This window comes from Flavobacterium qiangtangense, from assembly GCF_042658345.1.
GTDB lineage: Bacteria > Bacteroidota > Bacteroidia > Flavobacteriales > Flavobacteriaceae > Flavobacterium > Flavobacterium qiangtangense.
This window is the reverse complement of sequence record NZ_JBHSQB010000003.1, coordinates 215,230-237,778: the sequence shown is the minus strand read 5'-3', so window position 1 is coordinate 237,778 and position 22,549 is coordinate 215,230. Positions and strand designations below refer to the sequence as shown.

Here is a 22,549-nt window from a genome sequence, read left to right as displayed (position 1 = left end):
TTTACAAAACGTGTTCTACTTCTTCTTCGTCAAAATCATCAAAATTAAAACCGGGTAACATTTGGGCTATTACTTGCTTATCAGCATTTTCAATATTTTGTTGACTGATTTCAGCCGTTTGACCATGAAAAATAATCGAAATGCAGTCTGGCGCTCCAACTGGGCAAGTGGCTTTGCTATCTTCCAGAAGTGGATTACCATTGTTTTCTGAAATTTTTACGTTTTCATAAAAACCTTTCCATTCACTCACAACAACTTGACACGGATTATTATTCATCTTCGAGCAAGATCCAAAGGTATTTTTTTCAAAAGTTTTGCCAATATCCATGTGGGAAGCAATTAGCTTTTCAGCTCCTTTGCCATCATTTGTGTAGCGCTTGGTTTGCGTCAATACTTTCAATTTATCAGGAGCTTTACCAAACTGACATTGACAAGTGGCTCCTTGACAGACAAGATGTTTTTCGCTCATATCTCTTTATTTTTTATTAAAAACTTAATTTTCAAACAATTGAATAATTTCTATTTCAATTTTATTAACTGAATTTTTTGCAATCTTTAAATCAACGCTTCCGATAATTGATGATAAACTCTTAGTTTCATTGTCTATTTTATAGTCAAGCTCTAATTCTGGTTGGCTGTTAATTGCTTGATCACAATATCCTTTTAAGTTTAATAATTGCTTATTTGATTTAGACAAATAAGGTTTCACTTCTTGAATAATTTGAAAAGAAATTGGCTGTTCAAACGGAATAAAAACAATTTCTATTTCATAATTAGCTACTCTATCAACATGCTTTCGATAAATCGGCATAAAGAAAAGTGTAAGAAACAAATCGTCTTTCATCGCAATTTCAAGTTTGGTTTTGCTCGAATAAATAATATCTAATTTCTTGATTATTTTTTCTGCAATTTCACCTTCGTAATAATTCTGAAATTCAATTTTTTTTAAATCCCATTTTTTTTTTATTTCTTCATAATTAGCAATTTCCTCAAACGGACCCTGTGAATTTGTAATTATTTCCATCGGATAAAGGCACGAACCGGCACTTTCTGCCATTTGTTCCACCAATAAATCTGGAGCCATTCCGTTGATGAAAACTTTCTTTTTATTGATAACAAAATAATGATTTCCGTCTTTTAGTTCTCCTTTGTAAGTAACTTCGGTTTTAAAATGAATTTGCGTAAAATCATCTTCATTTTTAAAATATTTAAATACTACTCCGTAATTTCTTAAAATATAATTTTCCATGTAGCTTCTTGACAAGTAGTAAAAAATTTTATCGAACAAAAAATGAATTTGGATGACAAATGACTGATTTTTAAATTTTATTTTGCCTTTTTGAACGTCAAGTAATCCTTTCTATATTGTGTAAAATGCAACTGCTTTCCTGAACCATCCCTAATATTTTTTACAATCAAACCACAGCTTTTATATTCTGCTTCAATATCATTTAAGAAAATCAAATCTTTTCCTTTCACCTTCTGAACTTTTGCGATTCCGCTAGATATCTTTTTATTCTTATCAAATATCTCAAAGACATTTTGTTCTCCATTTTGTTTTATCGTGATACTAAATCTTTTAGAATCATTTGATAAGTAATAATTTCCTGCGAAGCTTGGTTTTTCAGATTTATATTCGGTTCCGTCGATACTTGTTGGTTTTTCTGGAATGTAATTCTCCTCTTTTCCATCAGCGTTTTCGGTCACAATTTTTTGCAAAATCCAAGTATCATATTCTGAATTAAACTTATAGGTTTCATATTGTTCAAAACCTTGTGATCCTGTTTTCCATTGGTAAATTTCAATATAGCCAATTTTGGGTGACGAAAATTGCAAAGATTCATGGCCCAAGCCAAGATTAAATTCATATTTTTTGCCGTTTCCGCTCGAAATTCTGCAGGAATACGCGATGTCTTTATTTCTAAATTCATCTATAAACCTCAAATCCTTATAAAATAAAGTGTCTGATAAGTTATCTGCATCAAAAAAACCTACAACTTTCTTTTCAACTTGCGAAAAAACAAAAGCGCATTTTAGTAGAATAATTGCGATAAGTATCGATTTAGTCGTCATACGCTTCAATTTTACTTTTATTTTTTTTTCCCCACTGTTTGTTTTTTATACCGCTTGTTTCATATTTATATTCCCCAATAACCTTTGTAATCTTATCTATATTAATGCAAGTTTCTTTGGTTTGTAAAGTTTTTAGAATCTTTTTTAAATTCGCTTTTCGATGTTCAAAGCCATTTAAACCGCCATTCACACCAACCGATGCTGATATAAAATCGTCATTGTCTGCATAATTATTTAAGTTTCCCCAGCTCGATCTTTCTTTCCAATACCAAGCAGCAGAATCACAAACCATGTTTAAATCGTTGGCAACAACTTCTGGAGTTGTGATTAAAGTGGGTTTCGTTAATTTACCAAAATATGCCTCATAAGTATCTTTCCACGTCAACTGAATTAAGCCACGTCCTTTATATTTTGGGCCGTGTCCCTTGACATCGTGACCGTGTTCAATACATTCTAAATATCTATCGTGTCCTCGTTTTACAGCTTTTGTACCAAAATCTTTATATGGGTTTTTAGGTTTACTGACATTCGCCAAATACAACTTGTAATTGTTGTAATTATCTAAATGCGTCGTATGATCATAATCCCACCCACTTGCATATTCAAGCGTGGTATCAAAGAAAGTCTCGGCTTCAATTTGTGCCAGAAAATGGGCTTTTCTAATACAAGTATTGATTTCATAACTTTTCATTGCCGCATTTAATTCCGTCGTAAACTCTTTATACGTTTTTTTGTCAGCCGGAAGCGGACAGTTGTCAGCGGTAAATAACGCCTTGACATTTCCGTTACTCTTCTTATAAAATTCTTCAATTTGTTCTGCCGTAAAATCAATGCCACAATAACATGGAACTCCCAGAATTTCTAATCTTTTTGCATCCTTATTCAAAAATTCATTAGAATTATCTGGATAAATGATCTCATCTTCGTTTCCGGAAACACTTGCTTTTATAAAATGAAACGAATTTTTATCAGGTCGTTCTTTGTATTTGTCAAGCAATAATTTTACGTCGTCATTGCTTTTTGGTTGCAATTTAATTTCTTTGGCAAAAATATTTGGCTCGCCCGTTTTGTCTTTCGAAAGATCAAATTCTATTTTAGTTTTTTCTTCTTCGCCCACGAGAAATTTTGCAGAACCTTCATATATTGCTGTTGAATTCGTTTGTTTATTCTCAAGAATTTCTACAGATAGAATTCCGTTTTGGCTATTGCAAACCGCGACAATCCATACTTTCTGTTTTATTTTTGTTTTCTCAATTTTTGGAAAAGAAATTTCATCTCTAACTTTCTTTTTATATTTAATAGTGATATTTTCACCTCCAACAGCCGTTTTAAATGTCTTTTCAGGAGTATAAGAAATTATATCTTTGCTATTGATTTTGTGATCTTTAACAAATCGTGCCTTGATCTTTTTTTCGTTTTCTCCTTTATTGGCCACAATTGATTCTTCCGTATTTTCAAAAATCGGAGTTACTTTTTTTTCGGCAAAATAAATGTCGAGCGTATTTCCCATTGTGGGTTTTACGAATCGAGGTTCGTTAAATTCAACATTACTCATAACAATCTTATTTGGTTCCGGTAATGACTATTTTTTTATTGCACAACAATTTTAAATTTTCCTTTGTTGCAACAATTTCAACCTTTTCTGCAGTTTCTTCAACCTTTTTTGCTTTAGAATCATATGATTTATAAAGAGTTACATATAAATTCTTAGCTGTTTTATTTATCGCCATGATCTTTAGATTTAAAAAAGATTTGATTTTTCGGCACTATTTATTTCCACAGTTTTTGAAGAACTTTCTAAAAGCATATTTTCCTTAGAACTAAAAATCGAAACTTTCTCGGCATATTGCGTCGAATCTTGCGAAGCTCTCACATATGTTTCTTGAATCATTTCAGTTTTATTATCAGCAGTTTCTCTGATATTTCCAGTTGCGGTTTGATTGATATCTTTGCCAGCGCTTTCATTAATACTTTCGTTTGCCGCATTGTTGATATTTTCTCCGGCATTTATATTTACGCTTTTTCCAGCGCTAATATTGACATTGTCGCCTGCAGTTAAAGTAAAATTCTTTGGCGCATTGACTTCGATATTTCCTTCGCCATCCATTTTCCAGGTATTTCCACTCGGATCTTCAATAAAAATACTTCCCGCCGCATCGTTAAAAATCATCTTGGTTCCTGATCGTGTGTGAATCACTTTTTGATCATTTCCAGATGTATAATAATTGCTACTCGAAGCGCTTCCGTTGTACATTGCGCCGAGAACAAAAGGCTTTTCAGCGTTTCCTCCTTCAAAAGCAACTAAAACTTCTTCGCCAACTTCTGGAATAAAATAAAAACCTTTTCCGCCACCAGAATGCGGATTGATCATTCGAATCCACGGAGTGTTATTTCCTTGCTGTTGTTGCCAAGCAAAAGCCACTTGAACGCGTCCCAAACCAGCCGGATCTTCGTTTGAAATAATTGTTGCAGGCTGAGATTCTGCCGTAGGAAAACTATGTATATTTCCATAAGGCGGCGCCAAAACCGTTGAAGGAACCGCGTCAAAAGAATTGTGATACGTTCCAGATTCATCGCAAATATGCATAATATCAGTGACGATATAACTTCCAAAGTTTTGTTCTTTTAAACCGTCAAGCGGATTTCCTGTCAATGAAAAAGCGGGTTCTTTTATCTCGATAATATCACCAATTCTAAGTCCGGTTTCGTCAGAATCTCCTTTGGCGGTAACCATATCCGAAGCTCTTGATTGCAATTGCGTTGAAATCCTTTCCACAAGATGTGTTCTTGAATTTCCTTCTTCCAAAGAATGCGAATACAACATCGTTGAGATATTTGGAAACATTTTTTTCGAAGATTCAAAAACCGATTTTGAATAACCTTCGGGTTGATAATTTACCTCGGTCGAATTTGCTTTTTGAGTTTCACCATTTGAAGGATCATAGCCCAAATATTCAAAACCCACCGATTTTGCACGCATTTCTATATTAAAGGAATGTAAAGTTCTGCCATATTCTAAAGTAAAATTCTTAGGTTTCGTCTTCCCAAAAACCAATTCTTCTCCGTTATAAAGAAACCATTGTCCTTTTTTTTGCGCCATTCGACATAGAAAAGAAAAATCGCTTTCAGAATATTGAACGGTGTAGGGCAAAGTCGCGTCCTTTTCAACCGAAATTGCTGATTTAAAGTTGCTGCTTGAATATCCGTCTAACACTTCTTGAACAATTGCTCCAAGCGATTTATCTGTAAAAGATCTAATATTTGGCGGGCCTTCCATCAAAATCGTCGGACTGTATCCGTTAATAATTATTCCTCCAGAAGCGCCGGCGGTTCGCACCATTTGGGCTTCGGTGATAATTCCTTCAAAATTTAAGGGCGAAATTGTCTGCATGCTCGTTGGCGTGATGCTGATTTTGACAGTTTTCCCAATATAATTTTGAGATTTATCAATAGCTTCTCCAACAAATTCTTTAGGCAACGGTTGCAAAATCGAAAAATGATGATGCATGTGTACCTTTTGATTGATGACTAATTTAGAAAAACGTGTGAGTGTTTCTCCCCCAATTTGAATCTGAATATGCGTACTTATTGGCATAATTAGAGATTTAGACGTTAATACAATCTTGGGGGAAGATGTAAGAAATATATTTAGTGAATTTAATAGAAATTAAGATATAAAACATAAATTTAACAATAAATTTACAGCACTAAAAATATATCCATCAATCTGGATTAATTTAAAACAAAAAAACCCTTGCGATTTGCAAGGGTTTTAAAATTATAGAATCTTTGGGTTTTTAGAAAACGAAAATCGCTCTTTCGCCCATCATTTCATTTACTTCGTCAGCAATTTGTTCCAAAAGCGCTTCGTTTGTATGATCCATAATAACTCTGTCGATAAAATCAACAATAGTTTCCATATCTTCTTCCACCAAACCACGAGTTGTAATTGCAGCAGTTCCCACACGAATTCCTGAAGTTACAAAAGGAGATTTATCATCAAACGGAACCATATTTTTGTTAACCGTGATTTCAGCTTTAACCAATGCATTTTCAGCTTCTTTACCAGAAATATTTTTATTTCTAAGATCGATAAGCATCATGTGATTATCAGTTCCGCCAGAAATAATATTGTATCCTCTGTTCACAAAAGCTTCTGCCATTGCGTTAGCATTTTTCTGTAATTGTCTTGCATATCTAAAGAACTCGTCAGAAAGTGCTTCCCCGAAAGCTACTGCTTTTGCAGCAATAATGTGTTCTAAAGGTCCGCCTTGATTTCCTGGGAAAACAGCTCCGTCAATTAAAGAAGACATCATTCTTGTTTCTCCTTTTGGAGTTTTAATTCCAAATGGATTTTCAAAATCTTTTCCGATCAAAATCATTCCACCGCGAGGTCCTCTCAACGTTTTGTGAGTAGTCGTAGTTACAATATGACAATGAGGAATTGGGTCATTCATCAAACCTTTCGCAATTAATCCGGCTGGATGTGAAATGTCTGCCATCAAAATAGCGCCAACACTGTCAGCGATTACTCTAAAACGCTCAAAATCCATATCACGAGAATAAGCCGAAGCTCCTGCAATAATTAATTTTGGCTGTTCTTTTGTAGCAATCTCTTGAATTTTATCGTAGTTCAAGCGGCCAGTTTCCTGTTCCACTCCATAAAAAACCGGATTGTATAGTCTTCCTGAAAAATTCACAGGAGAACCGTGCGTCAAGTGACCACCGTGAGATAAATCAAAACCAAGAATTTTGTCGCCCGGTTTCAAGCAAGCGTGGTAAACTGCCGTGTTTGCTTGAGATCCTGAGTGTGGTTGCACGTTTGCGTATTCGGCACCAAACAAAGCTTTTGCTCTGTCGATGGCAATTTGCTCGATAACATCCACCACTTCGCATCCACCATAATAACGCTTTCCAGGATAGCCTTCAGCATATTTATTGGTTAAGATTGAACCAGCTGCTTCAAGCACTTGGTCACTCACAAAGTTCTCAGAAGCAATCAATTCTAATCCGTGGATTTGTCTGTCTTGTTCTTCTAGAATTAAATCAAATATTTGTTCGTCGCGTTGCATTTGATAATTTTTTGTTAATTTGACGACAAAAATACAAAAAACGTTTGTTAAAATGCCACATAACTATATATTTGATAATTGATTTATAAACAAATAAACTAACAATATAATGCCAATAACAGCTAACGATCCAAGCAGAAAATCCTGGTTGGAAGTGAATAAAAATAGTGATTTCCCCATCCAAAATATTCCTTTTGGCGTTTTTTTGACGAAAGATGATGTGGTAACAATCGGAACGAGAATTGGCGATTTTGCAATCGATTTAGGTGCGTTACAGCAATTAAACTATTTTGAAGGTATCGAATTGACTGACGATATGTTTATGCAAGACACTTTAAACGATTTTATTTCTGACGGAAAAAAAACGTGGCGATTGGTGCGTAACAGAATTGCAGATATTTTTGATGCCAACAATTCGCAGTTAAGAGATAATGAAAAACACAGAGAAACAGTAATTTTTAATGTGGAAGATGTCGAAATGCAACTTCCTGTTTTAATTGGAGATTACACTGATTTCTACTCAAGCAGAGAACACGCCACAAACGTTGGGAAAATGTTTCGTGACCCTGAAAATGCGCTGTTGCCAAACTGGCTTCACATTCCGGTGGGTTATCACGGACGAAGTTCTTCTATCGTTCCGTCTGGAATTCCGGTTCACAGACCAATGGGACAAACTTTGCCAAACGGCGAAACGACTCCGGTTTTTGGTCCGTCAAGATTGGTGGATTTTGAATTAGAAACTGCTTTTATCACGACAGACGCTAATATAATGGGAGAAAACATTCCGGTTCACGAAGCAGAAGATTACATTTTTGGGATGGTTTTGCTGAACGACTGGAGCGCGCGTGACATCCAAAAGTGGGAATATGTGCCACTTGGACCATTTTTAGCTAAGAACTTTGCGTCATCAATTTCTCCGTGGATCGTGACTTTAGATGCTTTAGAACCTTTCCGCACAAAAGGTCCAAAACAAGATCCGATGCCGTTGCCTTATTTGCAAGAAAAAGGAAAAAAGACGTTCGATATTAATTTAGAAGTTTTATTGCAACCTGAAAATGGCGAACGAAACCTTATTTCTAAATCGAATTTTAAATATATGTATTGGAGCATGACGCAACAATTGGCGCACCACGCTTCAAACGGTTGCCGAATCAATTCTGGCGACATGATGGGTTCTGGAACAATTTCTGGAACTGCAGAAGACAGTTTTGGATCAATGCTTGAATTGACTTGGGGCGGAAAAAATCCATTAAAATTAAGCGACGGAACCGAACGAAAATTCATCAATGATAACGACACGGTAATCATGAAAGGTTATTGCGAAAACAAAGACACCAGAATTGGTTTTGGTGAAGTTTGCAGTAAACTTTTACCGCCTTTTACTAGAAAATAATTTTTTAGATATTTTAAAGGAAGCTTCGAGAAATCGGAGCTTTTTTTGTTTTATACCGCCATTGCGAGGAACGAAGCAAGCTCAGAATCTAAAACAAATTGCTAATTCTCTAAATTCTTTTTCTTTGATTGTCGGGTTATTTTTTGAGATTGCTTGTTTCTCGCAATGACAGGATGACGACAAGCTTAATCCGCAAACTTAATCGACAAACTGCGTCAATAGCCCTGATTGAAGTGAAAATCCTTTCATTAAAAAAATCTATTTTTTCTTGGCGTGAAAGAGCGACCAAAGGAAGCTCCTTTCACGGTGTAGAAAAAAAGATTTTTTGATGAAAGATTGAAACGAAAAGCAGGAAATAGCTTCAAAAAAATAATATATATTTGCTTCAAATTTTAGAATCTTTATGAAGAAAATTACTACTCTGTTTTTATTGGCTGTTTTGGCGTCTTGCGGTGTGAAACAAACGACAAATTTGCTGACAAGTGGCGAATATGATGCGGCGATTGACAACTCGGTGAACAGCCTTCGTGGCAATAAGGACAAAAAGGGAAAGCAGGATTATATTTATCTTCTTGAGGAGGCGTTTGCAAAAGCAAAAGATCGTGATTTGCGCTTGATTAATTTGATGATAAAAGACGCGAATCCGCAGAAACTGGAGAAAATTTATGATACTTATGTTTTGTTGAACAATCGTCAAGAGCAGATTCGACCGCTTTTGCCGTTGCGTTTGATGAAGGAAAATCGAAATGCAAAGTTTGAATTTGAGGATTATTCAGACCAAATTGTAAGCAGTAAAAATGCATTGGCGAAATATTTATACGACAACGCAAAAGCATTGCTTTTCACCAAAGATAAGTTGACAATTCGTCGCGCGTATGATGATTTGGTTTATGTGGAACAATTGAGTCCGAACTTTAAAGATACCAAAAAATTGATTGATGAGGCGTATGCAAAAGGAACCGATTATGTGGCCGTTTCTTTAAAAAACGACACAAAAATGGTCATTCCGCAAGATTTACAGCGTGATTTGCTCGATTTTAGCACTTATGGCTTAAATGACAAATGGACGGTTTATCACAGCAATAAATTGAAATCGACGACTTATGATTATGGAATTACAGTAAATTTTAACGACATTTTAATTTCGCCAGAGCAAGTTAAAGAAAAGCAATTTTTGAAAGAAAAACAGATCAAGGATGGTGTAAAAACGTTGGTCGATGCAAGAGGAAATGTAGTGAAAGACAGTTTGGGAAATCCGATTAAAGTTGATAATTTTAAAACGATTCGTGTGGATATTTATGAATTCAGGCAATTTAAATCTGCTATGGTTACTGCAAAAGTGGATTATGTAGATTTAAAAACGAACCAGCTTTTAGAAACTTTTCCGCTTTCGAGCGAATTTATTTTTGAGAATATTTATTCTAATTATCGCGGTGATAAACGCGCGGCCGATGAAAGCTACTATACTTATTTTGGCAGAAAAGCGGTTCCGTTTCCTTCAAATGAGCAAATGGTTTTTGATACTGGAGAAGATTTAAAACTGAAATTAAAAAATATAATCATCAGAAATAAAATACGTAAATAATTAAATTTCAATTATTTAAAAACCAAAAGCCTTTCAAACAGAAAGGCTTTTTTTATGAAGAAATGATATTTATGCTTTTTTAACTTTTTGTTTTAAAATATTGCCATACATTTGCCCCGATGAATAATTACAAGTTACATATAACTTCACGGACAATTTCAACCCAAACTTCACGGGTTGTGCGGTCATAATTTATACCGCCAAAGTAAATCGATTCCGAATTATTTTATTCATTTCTCATTTTTCACATTTTGAAATTTTCAGCTATTTCCTTGGGATTTTACAATCCTGACTGCACATTTTTATTTTTAAGATTTTCAGCTTTGGCTTTTTTCCGGCCTTAGGTCTGTAGCAATTTTTATGGAATAGGTCTGCCCTATTCTTACTTCCCGCACACTAAAAATTTCCTTTTATTTTTAATCAAATCATACATTTCAAGATGAATGTATCCATTAGTATTGCTCACGAAGAGCACTATAAATTTGCACAAGAAATCTGCGACACGATGGAAGCTTCTGCTCTTTTGAGAGGAACCGGAATCGCCAAAAGATCGCCAGAATACATCCAGAAAAAGATGCAAAATCACGATGCCATCATCGCTTTGGAAAACGGAAAATTTGCCGGTTTCTGCTATATTGAAAGCTGGCAACACGGGCAATTTGTGGCCAATTCTGGACTCATCGTACATCCTGATTACAGACATTTGGGACTTGCCAAAAAAATCAAGAAAAAGGTTTTTGAATATTCCCAAGAGAAATATCCGGGTGCAAAAATCTTCGGAATCACGACTGGTTTGGCTGTAATGAAAATCAATTCAGATTTGGGTTACAAACCGGTTCCGTTTTCAGAATTGACGGCCGATCCGACATTTTGGGCAGGTTGCAAAGGCTGTACGAATTATGATATTTTAGAAAGAAAAGAATTCAAAATGTGTCTTTGCACGGGAATGCTTTATGATCCAAATAACAAAAAACCGGAAGAAATAAAATTCAATAAAAAAGTGCTGACAAGATTGAAACAAATCAAGCAGACTTTCCTAAAAAAATAAATATGAAAAAAGTAGTTTTAGCATACAGCGGTGGTTTAGACACTTCATTTTGCCTGAAATATTTGAAAAATGAAAAACAGTTGGAAGTTCACACAGTACTAATAAATACTGGTGGTTTTGACGATGAAGAATTAAATGCGATTGAAAAAAGAGCCTACGAATTAGGAAGCGCGAATCATATAAATTTGGACATTATCGACAAATATTATGAAAAAGCAATCAAATTCTTAGTCTTCGGAAATGTTTTAAAAAACAATACTTATCCGCTTTCTGTAAGTGCCGAAAGAGTTTTTCAAGCCATTGAAGCGGTAAAATATGCCAAAAAAGTTGGCGCATCTGCCATCGCTCACGGAAGCACTGGCGCAGGAAACGACCAAATTCGTTTTGACTTGATTTTCCAAACCATCGCTCCAGAAATGGAAATCATCACGCCAATCAGAGATTTGAAATTGTCAAGACAAGAAGAAGTCAATTATTTACAGAAAAATGGCGTGGAATATTCTTGGGAAAAAGCGCAATATTCGATCAACAAAGGAATTTGGGGAACAAGCGTTGGCGGGAAAGAAACGCTGACATCAAACCTTCCGTTGCCTGACAGCGCCTATCCTTCGCAATTGCAAAAAACAGATACTGAAAAAGTAATTCTGAATTTTGAAAAAGGCGAATTAATCGGAATCAATAATGAATTTGACAAGCCAACCGCGAATATCGTCAAGCTGGAAAAACTGGCAAATGCGTTCGCAATCGGAAGAGATATTCACGTTGGCGACACGATTATCGGCATAAAAGGAAGAGTTGGTTTTGAAGCCGGAGCTCCGATAATTATTCTAAAAGCGCACCATCTTTTAGAAAAACATACGCTTGGAAAATGGCAACAATACTGGAAAGAACAGCTTGGAAATTGGTATGGAATGCTTTTTCACGAAGGCCAATATTTAGATCCGATTATGAGAAACATCGAAGTTTTTTTAGAAGATACTCAGAAAACTGTTTCAGGAAATGTGACGGTAACTTTAAAACCCTATCATTTTTCGTTGGACGGAATTGAATCTGATCACGATTTGATGAACACAAAATTTGGTCAATATGGCGAAATGAACAACGCTTGGACGGCTGATGACGCGAAAGGTTTCATCAAAGTTCTTGGAAATGCACAATCGATTTATTCACAAGTAAATGCCGTAGATTATGATTAAAGCAGGAATTATCGGAGGCGCCGGCTACACGTCAGGCGAACTTCTCAGAATTTTAGCCAACCATCCAAATGTGGAAATCGACTTTGTTTTCAGCACTTCGCAAGCCGGTAAACCGTTGACAAATGCACATCCAGATTTGATTGGAGAATTGGATTTATTATTTACAGACAAAATAAATCCAGAAGTAAATATTGTCTTTTTATGTCTTGGTCACGGAAAATCGAAAGGCTTTTTGGAACAAAATAAATTTGCTTCACACACAAGAGTCATTGACTTGAGCAATGATTTCAGATTAAATAACAATTCAGAATTTCAATCTGAGAATTTCGTTTATGGTTTACCAGAATTGAACAAAAGTAAAATTGAAAAAGCAAAATATATCGCAAATCCAGGTTGTTTTGCCACGGCTATTCAGTTGGCACTTTTGCCTTTGGCTTCCCAAAATTTATTGCAAAACGATGTCCATATTAATGCGGTAACCGGAAGCACTGGCGCGGGAGTTCAGCCAACAGAAACGTCGCATCACAGTTGGAGAAATTCAAATATTTCGCATTATAAAGCTTTTGAGCATCAACATTTGGCAGAAATTAAGCAAAGCTTAAATCAATTGCAAAATGATTTTGAAAGCGAGATTTTGTTCATTCCAAATCGTGGAGAATTTACCAGAGGAATTTTCGCCACGCTTTACACAAAAACAGACAAAAACTTGGAAGAATTGACCGAAATCTATAAAGATTTCTATAAAAATCATCCATTTGTATTCATTTTGAACCAAAACATAAGTTTGAAAATGGCTGTTCAAACGAACAAATGCATCATCAGTTTAGAAAAAAAAGGAAACTATCTTTTGGTGACTTCGATAATCGATAATCTCTTGAAAGGCGCGTCTGGTCAGGCAATTCAGAATATGAATTTGATGTTTGGTCTTGAAGAAACCACAGGATTAAAATTAAAACCAAGCGGATTATAAATCCTGCAAGGTCTCTTTTGACCTTGTAGGTATTATTTCTCAAAACGAAAACCTACAAGGTTTTGAAAACCTTGCAGGATGAAAACAATTTAAAACTAAAAAAATGAGTTTATTCAACGTATATCCAATATATAATATCACTCCAGTCAAAGCTTTAGGCGCAAAAGTCTGGGACGAAAACAATCAAGAATATTTAGATTTTTATGGAGGCCACGGCGTGATTTCTGTCGGGCATTCACATCCAAAATATGTCGAAGCTATCAAAAATCAAATTGAAAAAATCGGGTTTTATTCAAATTCTATTCAAAATCCTTTGCAAGAAGCGTTTGCAAAAAAACTTACTGCATTTTCAGGTTATCCAGATTACAGCGTTTTTCTGTGTAATTCTGGCGCAGAAGCCAACGAAAATGCTTTAAAATTGGCTTCTTTCCATAATAAAAAATCGAAAGTCATTGCCTTTGAAAAAAGCTTCCACGGAAGAACTTCGGCTTCGGTTGCAGTGACAGATAATCCGTCGATCGTAGCTCCGATAAATGCCAATCACGAAGTTATTTTTCTTCCATTAAATCAAATTGATTTGGTCAAAAAAGCCATTTCTGAAAATGAAATCACAGCTATAATTATCGAAGGAATTCAAGGCGTTGGCGGTTTGGACGAAGGAACAACTGCCTTCTTTCAAGATTTAGAAAAACTCTGTAATGAAAATAATGTCGTCTTGATTTTAGATGAAATTCAAAGCGGTTATGGCCGTTCCGGAAAGTTTTTTGCACATCAATATCACAATATCAAACCAGATATTATCACCATGGCGAAAGGAATGGGCAACGGTTTCCCAATCGGCGGATTGTTAATCAGCGATAAATTCAAAGCTTCATATGGTTTGTTAGGAACCACTTTTGGTGGCAATCATTTGGCTTGCGCTTCAGCTTTATCGGTTTTAGAAATCATCGAAAATGAAAATGTGATTGAAAATGTGAACCAACAATCGGCTTATTTTTTAAAAGTAATTTCTGAAATTCCCGAGATTAAAAAAATCAAAGGAAAAGGTTTGATGCTTGGTTTGGAATTTGATTTTGATGTAACTGAATTGCGAAAAAACTTGATTTACGAGCAATTTATTTTCACCGGAAACGCTTCCCAAAAAAATCTTTTGAGAATCCTTCCACCTTTATCTATTACTTCAAGTCAGATTGATCAATTTGCTGTAGGCTTGAAAAATGCTTTACAATCTTTAAAAATTACACAATGAAAAAATTCACTTCCGTAGATGATATTTTAAATCTTGACGAACTGATTTTGTCTGCAAAAAAAATAAAGTCCGCTCCGCTCGAGAATAGCGAATTGGGCAAAAATAAAACTCTCGGATTATTGTTTTTCAATCCGAGTTTGAGAACGAGATTGAGCACTCAAAAAGCTTCCTTGAATTTAGGAATGCATTGCATCGTAATGAACTTAAACACCGAAGGCTGGTCGCTAGAATTTGAGGACGAAACCGTGATGGACGGCAACAAAGCCGAACACATCAAAGAAGCCGCGCAAGTGATTTCACAATATTGCGACGTCATCGGGATCAGAAGTTTCCCCACGTTGACTAACAAAGAAAAAGACGAAGAAGAGCAAGTGATCAACGCGTTTGTGAACTATTCCACGATTCCCGTGATCAGTCTTGAAGGCGCGACAGAACATCCGTTGCAGGCCGTTGCCGACGCGTTGACCATTCAGGAATATAAGAAAAAAAGAAAGCCGAAAGTGGTTTTGACTTGGGCGCCACATCCAAAAGCGTTACCTCATGCGGTTCCGAATTCATTTGTGAAAATCATGAAACTTTCTGAATATGAATTGGTTATCACACATCCGGAAGGTTATGAATTGAATCCAGAAATCACGAAAGGTGCGACAATTACAAATAATCAAGACGAAGCTTTTAAAAACGCTGATTTTATTTATGCCAAAAACTGGAGTTCATATAACGACTACGGAAAAATACTTTCGAACGACACAAGTTGGACCGTAACTTCAGAAAAAATGGCGCTGACAAACAACGCAAAATTCATGCATTGTCTTCCGGTGAGAAGAAATATGATTGTGACGGATGCAGTTTTAGACGGTGAAAATTCAATCGTAATTCAGCAAGCAAATAATAGAACTTTTGCAACGCAAGCCATCTTGAAAAAAATCTTGGAAAATGGAAAATAAGCCTAAAATAACAATCGTAAAAATCGGTGGAAATATCATTGACAATGAAGAAATTTTAAATGGTTTTCTAAAAGATTTCGCTGCATTGAAAGAAGCAAAAATATTAATTCACGGCGGTGGAAAAACAGCTACAAAAATTGCAGAAAAACTAAACTTAAAACCTTTATTTTCAAATGGTAGAAGAATTACAGATAAAGCGATGCTTGACGTAACGGTTATGACGTATTCTGGATTGATTAACAAACAAATCGTAGCCAAATTACAAGCTTTAAAAACCAACAGTATCGGTTTTTCTGGAGCTGACGGAAACGCTATTTTATCCGAAAAAAGAACTAATTCAGAAGTTGATTTTGGCTTTGTTGGCGATGTAATTTCAGTAAACAAATCGCTGATTTCGACTTTACTTTTGCAAAATATCACGCCTGTTTTTTCTGCAATTACACATGATGGAAACGGACAATTATTAAACACAAATGCCGACACAATTGCTTCCGAGATTGCAATTGCGCTTTCTGAAACTTTTGATATAAATCTGATTTATTGTTTCGAGAAAAAAGGCGTTTTAGCCGATTCTGAGGATGATGATTCTGTTATTGAAACTTTAAATTTTGAGAAATATCAAAGCTTAAAAGCTGAAAAAGCGATTCATTCCGGAATGCTTCCGAAGTTAGAAAACTGTTTTAAATCAATCGAAAATGGCGTGCAAAATATTAGCATCGGAAATCAAAATATCTTGAAAGACAGCACTATTTACACCAAAATCAAACTATGAAAACCATTGACCAACTTACAAACGAAGCCATAGAATTATTAAAAAATCTGATTGAAACGCCTTCTTTTTCATCTGAAGAAAACAACACGGCAATTTTGCTTGAAAATTGGTTTGTTGCTAACGGAATTAATTTCAAAAGAGAGAATAATAATATTTGGGCATACAATTTACATTTCGATAAATCAAAACCAAATTTGCTGCTCAACTCCCACCACGACACGGTTAAGCCAAATGAAGGTTACACTTTGAATCCGTTTTCTGCGATTGAAAAAGATGAAAAATTATTTGGCTTGGGAAGCAATGACGCTGGCGGTTGCTTGGTTTCTTTGATTGCAACTTTTACCTATTTTTATGCATTTGAAAACCTTCCATACAACTTGATTATCGCTGGAACTGCCGAAGAAGAAAGCAGTGGCCCAAAAGGTTTAAACAGCATTTTAAAGCATCTTCCAGAGATTGATGTCGCAATTGTTGGCGAACCGACTGAAATGCATTTGGCCATAGCCGAAAAAGGTCTGCTGGTTTTAGACATCGTGGTTTCTGGAACTGCCAGCCACGCCGCGCATCAAAATTTAGACAATCCGATTTATAACGCTTTGTCGGTGATTAATTGGTTTAAGACCTACGAATTTGAAAAAATATCCGAAGTTTTAGGTCCGGTGAAAATGACGGTAACGCAGATAAATGCTGGAAAACAGCACAATGTCGTTCCGTCAGAATGCAGTTTGGTTGTCGATATTCGCGTGAACGATTGCTATTCAAATTCTGAAATTCTAGAAGTCGTGAAGCAAAATATCAATGCAAAAGTCACGCCGAGATCGATGCATTTGAACGCTTCTTCGATTGACAAAAATCACGCTTTAGTGCAAGCTGGAATTTCGTTAGAAAGAAATACGTACGGTTCGCCAACGCTTTCTGACCAATCGGTTTTGAGTTGCCAATCGATGAAACTCGGACCAGGAAATTCTTTACGTTCGCACACGGCAAATGAATTTATATTTATTGATGAAGTAAAAGAAGGTATTGATTTGTATATCAAAATTATATCTGAATTTTTAAAACTAAAAAACTAAGTTATGAAACTTTGGGAAAAAGGAATACCAACCGACCAAAAAATAGACCTATTCACTGTTGGAAATGATCGAGAATTAGATTTGGTTTTAGCAAAATATGACGTTTTAGGTTCTATTGCTCACGCCAAAATGTTGCAGAAAATCAATATTCTGACAGAAAACGAAGCGACTGATTTGGTTACAACTTTAGAAGAAATTTTGGCTGAAATTGAAAAAGGAAACTTTACAATCGAAGATACTTTTGAAGATGTACATTCTAAAATCGAATATCTTTTAACCGAAAAACTCGGCGATACCGGAAAAAAAATCCATACGGCGCGCTCCAGAAACGATCAGGTTTTGGTGGATATTCACTTGTATTTGAAAACCGAAATTTCAGAAATCAAAAAGCTGACTAAAGACCTGTTTGATTTGCTGATTTCTTTGAGCAAAAAGTATGAAAACGTATTACTTCCGGGTTACACACATTTGCAAATTGCGATGCCTTCTTCCTTTGGAATGTGGCTTTCTGCCTATGCTGAAACGCTGATTGACGACGTAGTTTTGCTGAATGCCGCGCAGAAAATTGTGGATCAAAACCCGCTTGGCTCAGCTGCGGGTTATGGAAGTTCGTTTCCGATTGACAGAAGTTTTACAACGCAGGAATTGCAATTTGCCACTTTGAAATACAATTCGCTTGCAGCGCAAATGAGCCGTGGAAAATCGGAGAAAACCGTTGCTTTTGCAATGTCAGGATTGGCCTCAACGGTTTCAAAATTGGCGATGGATATTTGTCTTTATATGAGCCAAAACTTCAATTTTATCAGTCTTCCGAGCCATTTAACGACGGGTTCGAGCATTATGCCGCACAAAAAAAATCCCGATGTTTTTGAGTTGATCAGAGCAAAATGCAACAAGATTCAGGCGTTGCCGTATGAAATTACGTTGCTGACCAATAATCTGCCGAGCGGTTACCACAGGGATTTTCAGTTGCTGAAAGAAGGACTTTTTCCAGCGATTCAAAGCTTGAAATCGTGTTTGGAAATCGCCAGTTTTGCCATCAAAGATATTCAGGTGAATGAAACGATTTTAGACGATAAAAAATACGATTATCTGTTTACGGTAGATGCTTTGAATGAATTGGTTACCGAAGGAAAGCCATTCAGAGATGCATATAAAATCGTGGCAGAACAAATTGAAAATAACACTTTTCAATCACCAAAAGCTACGAAACACACACACGAAGGAAGCATTAATAATTTGTGTTTGGAGGAAATTGTTTGGAAGATGGGGAATGTTTTTTAGGTCTTAATTTGCTGAGATTTAAAGTTTTTTGAATTATTTTTTTGAGAATACGGAAAACCGTAATTGTTGTGTTGGAGATTATATTACTTTAGCTAGAAATTATATTCGCCGTAATTAGTATCTACTTTTTATATTATGTATTAAGAGTATTATCAATCAAGTAAACGTAAAATAATGACACTGAAAATTCCAGCAGATAAAGCTATAGAAATACTCAAAAAGCGAAAGACAGAAATTAATAATTCTACATTCGAACCAGAGGTATGGAAAGGAAAAACAGAAAACGATCTACAAGAAATATTTGGAATCCTTGATGGAAAAAAATTTCAAATTAGTAGCATTCGTTTTACAACACCATTCACAGAAAAAAAATATGAAATTTTCGAAAATGGAAAAAGACAAGCAGAACAATTTTTAGAATCTTATATTGAACAAATAGAAGAATATTCCAAAATCAATCAACAAGAAATTGAAGAAAATGATACTTTCTTGAAAATTGAAAACACGAAACTGAAAAGTAATTTCAGCGATTTATTGGTATACACGAAACAAATTGAAAAAAAAAGTGAGCAACTTCTGAAGGATGCTGAAAATAAAAATCAAAAAATTTCTAGTTTAGAGAAAAATACAGTTCAATTGACCGATGTTACAATAAAAAAAATTTTATACCTTATTTATCATTTACCAATAGGAGAAGTAATTACTGTTATTTCTATATTTATTGGGATTATTTGTTTTTCATTTTGGGCTGGAACGACTATTCAAGATAATTCGAACAAAAGTGAACATTTTAATTTGAACAAAAAAGTAATAACTCAATCTGACACTATTAGAATATTGATAGAAAATTTTAAATCTCTTTCAGTTGAAAATAAAAAAATAAAAAAAGAGTTAGATTCCATTAAAAACATTAAAAAAACAAATTAGTTAGTAAGCAACAAACACAATCTATTAATATCTCATTGTCAAGATAAAAGAAATTAATATAAAATATTATGAAAAAAATTATTTGGCCGATTTTAATTGCAATAATATATTCTTCGTGCAACCCCGTTGCCAAAGAACCTCAAAAAACTGCAACAGAAATCACTTTGGATTCCATTAAATCCGAATATAAAATTGCAATCTTAGATATTGACAAGGAATATCATATTGTAAGTAATCGAGAAATTCTGAATAAATTATTTGCTAAAAATTTTTATATTTTGACAAGAGACAATCCCGCAATTTTAAAAGAATTGAATACTGCTGACAATTATTTCGAAATAATTTATAAAAAAAATGATTCAGTAATAAAAAGATCAGTAAAAAAATTAGAAAAACTTCAAGCTTCTGGCAATGAGAGTCCGTTAAAAGTGAGCACAGAAATTGAAAACTCTTTATTCAGACTCACGATGCTAAAAGTCAAATTTTTTGATTCTTACCTTAATTCCTCCGCAATTATTAATTCTGTAAGGAATATTATTTACTTAAAAATAAATAATAAAAATGACATCAAAGATGGAAAAATAGTATTCTATAATGAAAAAACGCTACACGATTTTAATTTAAAATTGAACGAAATTGAAAATTTAAAAATTAAAAACAATGAAATTAGAGAAGAGATAATGAACTTACATTTAGATTAAGAGAAAAATATATTAAAAAAAATGCTTTTAAAAACTAATACAATCCGCGCTACTTCCGTAAGTTGCCGGCACCAGAATATCCAATAATCTCAAAAAAAAACGCACAATTGCAAACGGTGGGTGAATCGTTTGGTTCAGCGAAGGCGAATAATCTGTCATTGCGAGGAACGAAGCAATCTTATAATCAGAATCCATAAACGTGATGTGATTGCTTCCTTCTTCGCAATGACGAGATTTCATAAGATGATCAAGCAATTCAAACCAATTTATCGAAAAATTCCAAAATTTCTTTCAATCTTAATTAAAATCAACCCATTTCCCACCTCAATATTATTCCTCAATTAATATTATTTTTATAAATATCTCCAAAATTAAAGACCAAAAAAACGATATGCGTTTTTATAATCCACAATGTCCTACAATCTGCGAAATCTTTGTACAAATTGCTATAACGATATAGGTATTCGTAAATTTGATAAATACATATAAATTCAATTCAGGCACGCATTTTTACGCGTCTTTTTTGAATTTCGGAATTCAAATTATGCAATCAAATACCTCCTCTGTTACCAAAAATCCGTATGTTCTTGCTTGGGCTTTTGGATTGATTTTTTACCTTTTAGAATACGCTGTTCGTTCTGCTCCAAGCGTTATGATTCCTGAACTTTCTGCCTCTTTTGATACTTCTGCCATTGGCACGAGCTCGATCATCGGGATGTATTATCTCACCTACTCTGTCACTAGTTTGGTGGCGGGAATTGCTTTGGATAAATTAGGCGCAAAACATCCGTTGTCCATCGGAACCGTGGTTGTTGGTTTGGGCTGTATTTTATTCGCCATTTCAAGTATTTACGGCGGTTATTCCGGACGATTATTGCAAGGCGCTGGTTCTGCAATGGCGTTTCCTGCCTGTGTTTATCTGGCTTCAAGAGCTTTTTCTCCAAGGAAATTAGCCACGGCAATTGGCGCAACACAATGTCTCGGAATGTTGGGCGGTTCTGCGGGACAATTCTTAATCGGGCCAGCCATCAAAAACGGCTTCAGCCTTCCTTTCATCTGGATCGGACTCGGAGTTTTGATCGTTTCCATAGGAATTTTGATCTTATATATAACTCCAAAAGAAGAAACAGAATTAGCTTCCAAAACCGAAAAATCAGGATTATTGAGTCCGTATAAAATTGTGTTTAGCAATCCGCAGAGTTATTTGTGCGGTGCGATTTCAGGATTATTATTTGCTCCAACAACCATTTTTGCAATGACTTGGGGCGTTGCTTTCTTCCAAAAAGACAGAATGATGGATTTTCAAACAGCCACTTTGGCAAGCGCATTTGTGGCTTTGGGTTGGGTTGTCGGCTGTCCGTTAATAGGTTGGATTGCCGATAAAATCGGAAGAAGAAAACCGGTTTTGATTGGCGGGGCGATTTTTATGATTTTGAGCCTTTTGCAATTGCTGTATTTCCCAGAAATATATCCAGCTTATATTTCCACATTTATCTTGGGAATTGCTTCTGGCGCTGCGATGATTCCGTATTCTGTGATCAAGGAAAGTAATCCTGACAAGGTAAAAGGAAGCGCGACCGGAGCCATCAATTTCTTGACTTTTGGCGTCACTTCCTTACTCGGACCTTTGTTCAGTTATTTGTATGGAAATACATTGTCAACAGCCGTGGACAAAGAGATTCACTTTCAAAATGCCGGATTATTTTGGGTTGCTTGTATTTCAGTTTCTATCGCATTGGCATTAATTCTGAAAGAGACTGGGACCAAAAAAGATGAATTAGTTTCCTAAAGTCTCCACTTTACTTTTCAACGCTTCTGCATCAATTTCACTATGCGAAACATCATAAACCGACTTTCCGTTTTTGATCAAAAGCAATTGTGGCGACTGGTGGATTACCTGAAACTTTTGGGCGATTTCGCTCGAAATATCTCTGTGTTCTAATAAATCTAAAAAGTAAGGCGTTGCTTCGCTTTCTTCCAAATTATATTCTCTTTCAAAATTCTTCAACGCCATTCGGCTGATGCTGCAACGCGTGCTGTGTTTGAAGATCACGACAGGCTTTTCAGCAGATTCTTCAACGATAGCATCCAACTGTTTTAATTCTGTTAAAGCATTCCAATTCAGGCCATTTTGATTCGTATCTTTATTATCGGATTCACTTGAATTGCCGAATAAACTATTGAATAAACTCATAATCGTCAGATTTTAAGACTTTTTGTCTTGTTTGGTTAGTAATAATTTCTTTTTTTAAGCCATTT

Annotated in this window: 22 protein-coding genes; 13 read left to right on the top strand and 9 right to left on the bottom strand. The window is 35.2% G+C overall.

From position 1 onward, the window contains the following. Position 1 precedes the first annotated feature (1 nt). The 7 genes from ACFPVY_RS01130 to glyA all read right to left on the bottom strand — a co-directional run bounded on the left by ACFPVY_RS01130 (position 2) and on the right by glyA (position 7,145). The gene (locus ACFPVY_RS01130; protein ID WP_379789845.1) at positions 2–469 is read right to left on the bottom strand and encodes a DUF4280 domain-containing protein; all 468 of its coding nucleotides are present in this window, start codon (positions 467–469) and stop codon (positions 2–4) included. A 24-nt stretch (positions 470–493) separates the two neighbouring features. Then, complete coding sequence (locus tag ACFPVY_RS01125; RefSeq protein ID WP_379789844.1) at positions 494–1,264, bottom strand: hypothetical protein; 771 nt, start codon at positions 1,262–1,264, stop codon at positions 494–496. Between the two features lie 62 nt (positions 1,265–1,326). Next, complete coding sequence (locus ACFPVY_RS01120; protein WP_379789843.1) at positions 1,327–2,073, bottom strand: hypothetical protein; 747 nt, start codon at positions 2,071–2,073, stop codon at positions 1,327–1,329. Further along, on the bottom strand, positions 2,063–3,628 hold the full coding sequence (locus ACFPVY_RS01115; RefSeq protein ID WP_379789842.1) for a glycoside hydrolase family 19 protein: 1,566 nt from the start codon (positions 3,626–3,628) through the stop codon (positions 2,063–2,065). The genes ACFPVY_RS01120 and ACFPVY_RS01115 overlap by 11 nt, the downstream gene beginning before the upstream one ends. 7 nt (positions 3,629–3,635) lie before the next feature. After that, positions 3,636–3,803 carry a hypothetical protein gene (locus ACFPVY_RS01110; RefSeq protein WP_379789841.1) on the bottom strand — a complete coding sequence of 56 codons (168 nt, stop codon included), beginning with the start codon at positions 3,801–3,803 and terminating at the stop codon, positions 3,636–3,638. 11 nt (positions 3,804–3,814) lie between these two features. Then, positions 3,815–5,668, bottom strand: a complete 1,854-nt coding sequence (locus ACFPVY_RS01105) for a type VI secretion system Vgr family protein (protein ID WP_379789840.1) — start codon at positions 5,666–5,668, stop codon at positions 3,815–3,817. A 202-nt stretch (positions 5,669–5,870) separates the two neighbouring features. Next, the gene (gene glyA, locus ACFPVY_RS01100; RefSeq protein WP_379789839.1) at positions 5,871–7,145 is read right to left on the bottom strand and encodes a serine hydroxymethyltransferase; all 1,275 of its coding nucleotides are present in this window, start codon (positions 7,143–7,145) and stop codon (positions 5,871–5,873) included. 109 nt (positions 7,146–7,254) lie between these two features. Between glyA and fahA the strand changes: the two genes are divergently transcribed. The 12 genes from fahA (at position 7,255) to ACFPVY_RS01040 (ending at position 20,290) form a co-directional block, all read left to right on the top strand. Beyond that, the gene (gene fahA, locus ACFPVY_RS01095) at positions 7,255–8,538 is read left to right on the top strand and encodes a fumarylacetoacetase (protein ID WP_379789838.1); all 1,284 of its coding nucleotides are present in this window, start codon (positions 7,255–7,257) and stop codon (positions 8,536–8,538) included. Between the two features lie 403 nt (positions 8,539–8,941). Further along, a complete protein-coding gene (locus ACFPVY_RS01090; RefSeq protein ID WP_379789837.1) occupies positions 8,942–10,123 on the top strand; it encodes a hypothetical protein in 1,182 nt (393 codons plus the stop codon). Positions 10,124–10,562: 439 nt separating this feature from the next. Further along, positions 10,563–11,171 (top strand): GNAT family N-acetyltransferase, encoded by a 609-nt coding sequence (locus ACFPVY_RS01085; RefSeq protein ID WP_379789836.1) that lies wholly within the window; start codon positions 10,563–10,565, stop codon positions 11,169–11,171. 2 nt (positions 11,172–11,173) lie between these two features. Then, complete coding sequence (locus ACFPVY_RS01080; RefSeq protein ID WP_379789835.1) at positions 11,174–12,367, top strand: argininosuccinate synthase; 1,194 nt, start codon at positions 11,174–11,176, stop codon at positions 12,365–12,367. Then, complete coding sequence (gene argC / locus ACFPVY_RS01075) at positions 12,360–13,337, top strand: N-acetyl-gamma-glutamyl-phosphate reductase (protein ID WP_379789834.1); 978 nt, start codon at positions 12,360–12,362, stop codon at positions 13,335–13,337. Before ACFPVY_RS01080 ends, argC begins: the two co-directional genes overlap by 8 nt. 103 nt (positions 13,338–13,440) lie before the next feature. Continuing rightward, positions 13,441–14,586 (top strand): aspartate aminotransferase family protein, encoded by a 1,146-nt coding sequence (locus ACFPVY_RS01070; protein ID WP_379789833.1) that lies wholly within the window; start codon positions 13,441–13,443, stop codon positions 14,584–14,586. Further along, on the top strand, positions 14,583–15,533 hold the full coding sequence (locus ACFPVY_RS01065; protein ID WP_379789831.1) for an N-acetylornithine carbamoyltransferase: 951 nt from the start codon (positions 14,583–14,585) through the stop codon (positions 15,531–15,533). The genes ACFPVY_RS01070 and ACFPVY_RS01065 overlap by 4 nt, the downstream gene beginning before the upstream one ends. Further along, positions 15,523–16,305 (top strand): acetylglutamate kinase, encoded by a 783-nt coding sequence (gene argB, locus ACFPVY_RS01060; RefSeq protein WP_379789830.1) that lies wholly within the window; start codon positions 15,523–15,525, stop codon positions 16,303–16,305. The genes ACFPVY_RS01065 and argB overlap by 11 nt, the downstream gene beginning before the upstream one ends. Continuing rightward, positions 16,302–17,378 (top strand): M20 family metallo-hydrolase, encoded by a 1,077-nt coding sequence (locus tag ACFPVY_RS01055; RefSeq protein ID WP_379789829.1) that lies wholly within the window; start codon positions 16,302–16,304, stop codon positions 17,376–17,378. The genes argB and ACFPVY_RS01055 overlap by 4 nt, the downstream gene beginning before the upstream one ends. A 3-nt stretch (positions 17,379–17,381) precedes the next feature. Beyond that, positions 17,382–18,662, top strand: coding sequence for an argininosuccinate lyase (gene argH / locus ACFPVY_RS01050; protein ID WP_379789828.1), 1,281 nt, complete (start codon positions 17,382–17,384; stop codon positions 18,660–18,662). 174 nt (positions 18,663–18,836) lie between these two features. After that, positions 18,837–19,589, top strand: a complete 753-nt coding sequence (locus ACFPVY_RS01045) for a hypothetical protein (RefSeq protein WP_379789827.1) — start codon at positions 18,837–18,839, stop codon at positions 19,587–19,589. Positions 19,590–19,657: 68 nt separating this feature from the next. Next, the gene (locus tag ACFPVY_RS01040) at positions 19,658–20,290 is read left to right on the top strand and encodes a hypothetical protein (protein WP_379789826.1); all 633 of its coding nucleotides are present in this window, start codon (positions 19,658–19,660) and stop codon (positions 20,288–20,290) included. 27 nt (positions 20,291–20,317) lie between these two features. On the opposite strand, the gene ACFPVY_RS01035 is transcribed toward ACFPVY_RS01040, so the two are convergent. Next, a complete protein-coding gene (locus tag ACFPVY_RS01035; RefSeq protein WP_379789825.1) occupies positions 20,318–20,530 on the bottom strand; it encodes a hypothetical protein in 213 nt (70 codons plus the stop codon). A 304-nt stretch (positions 20,531–20,834) separates the two neighbouring features. Here ACFPVY_RS01035 and ACFPVY_RS01030 point away from each other — a divergent pair, with 304 nt between their 5' ends. After that, the gene (locus ACFPVY_RS01030; protein WP_379789823.1) at positions 20,835–22,079 is read left to right on the top strand and encodes an MFS transporter; all 1,245 of its coding nucleotides are present in this window, start codon (positions 20,835–20,837) and stop codon (positions 22,077–22,079) included. Here ACFPVY_RS01030 and ytxJ read toward each other — a convergent pair. Continuing rightward, positions 22,068–22,484, bottom strand: a complete 417-nt coding sequence (gene ytxJ, locus ACFPVY_RS01025; protein ID WP_379789822.1) for a bacillithiol system redox-active protein YtxJ — start codon at positions 22,482–22,484, stop codon at positions 22,068–22,070. The genes ACFPVY_RS01030 and ytxJ overlap by 12 nt on opposite strands. Positions 22,485–22,549 lie beyond the last annotated feature (65 nt).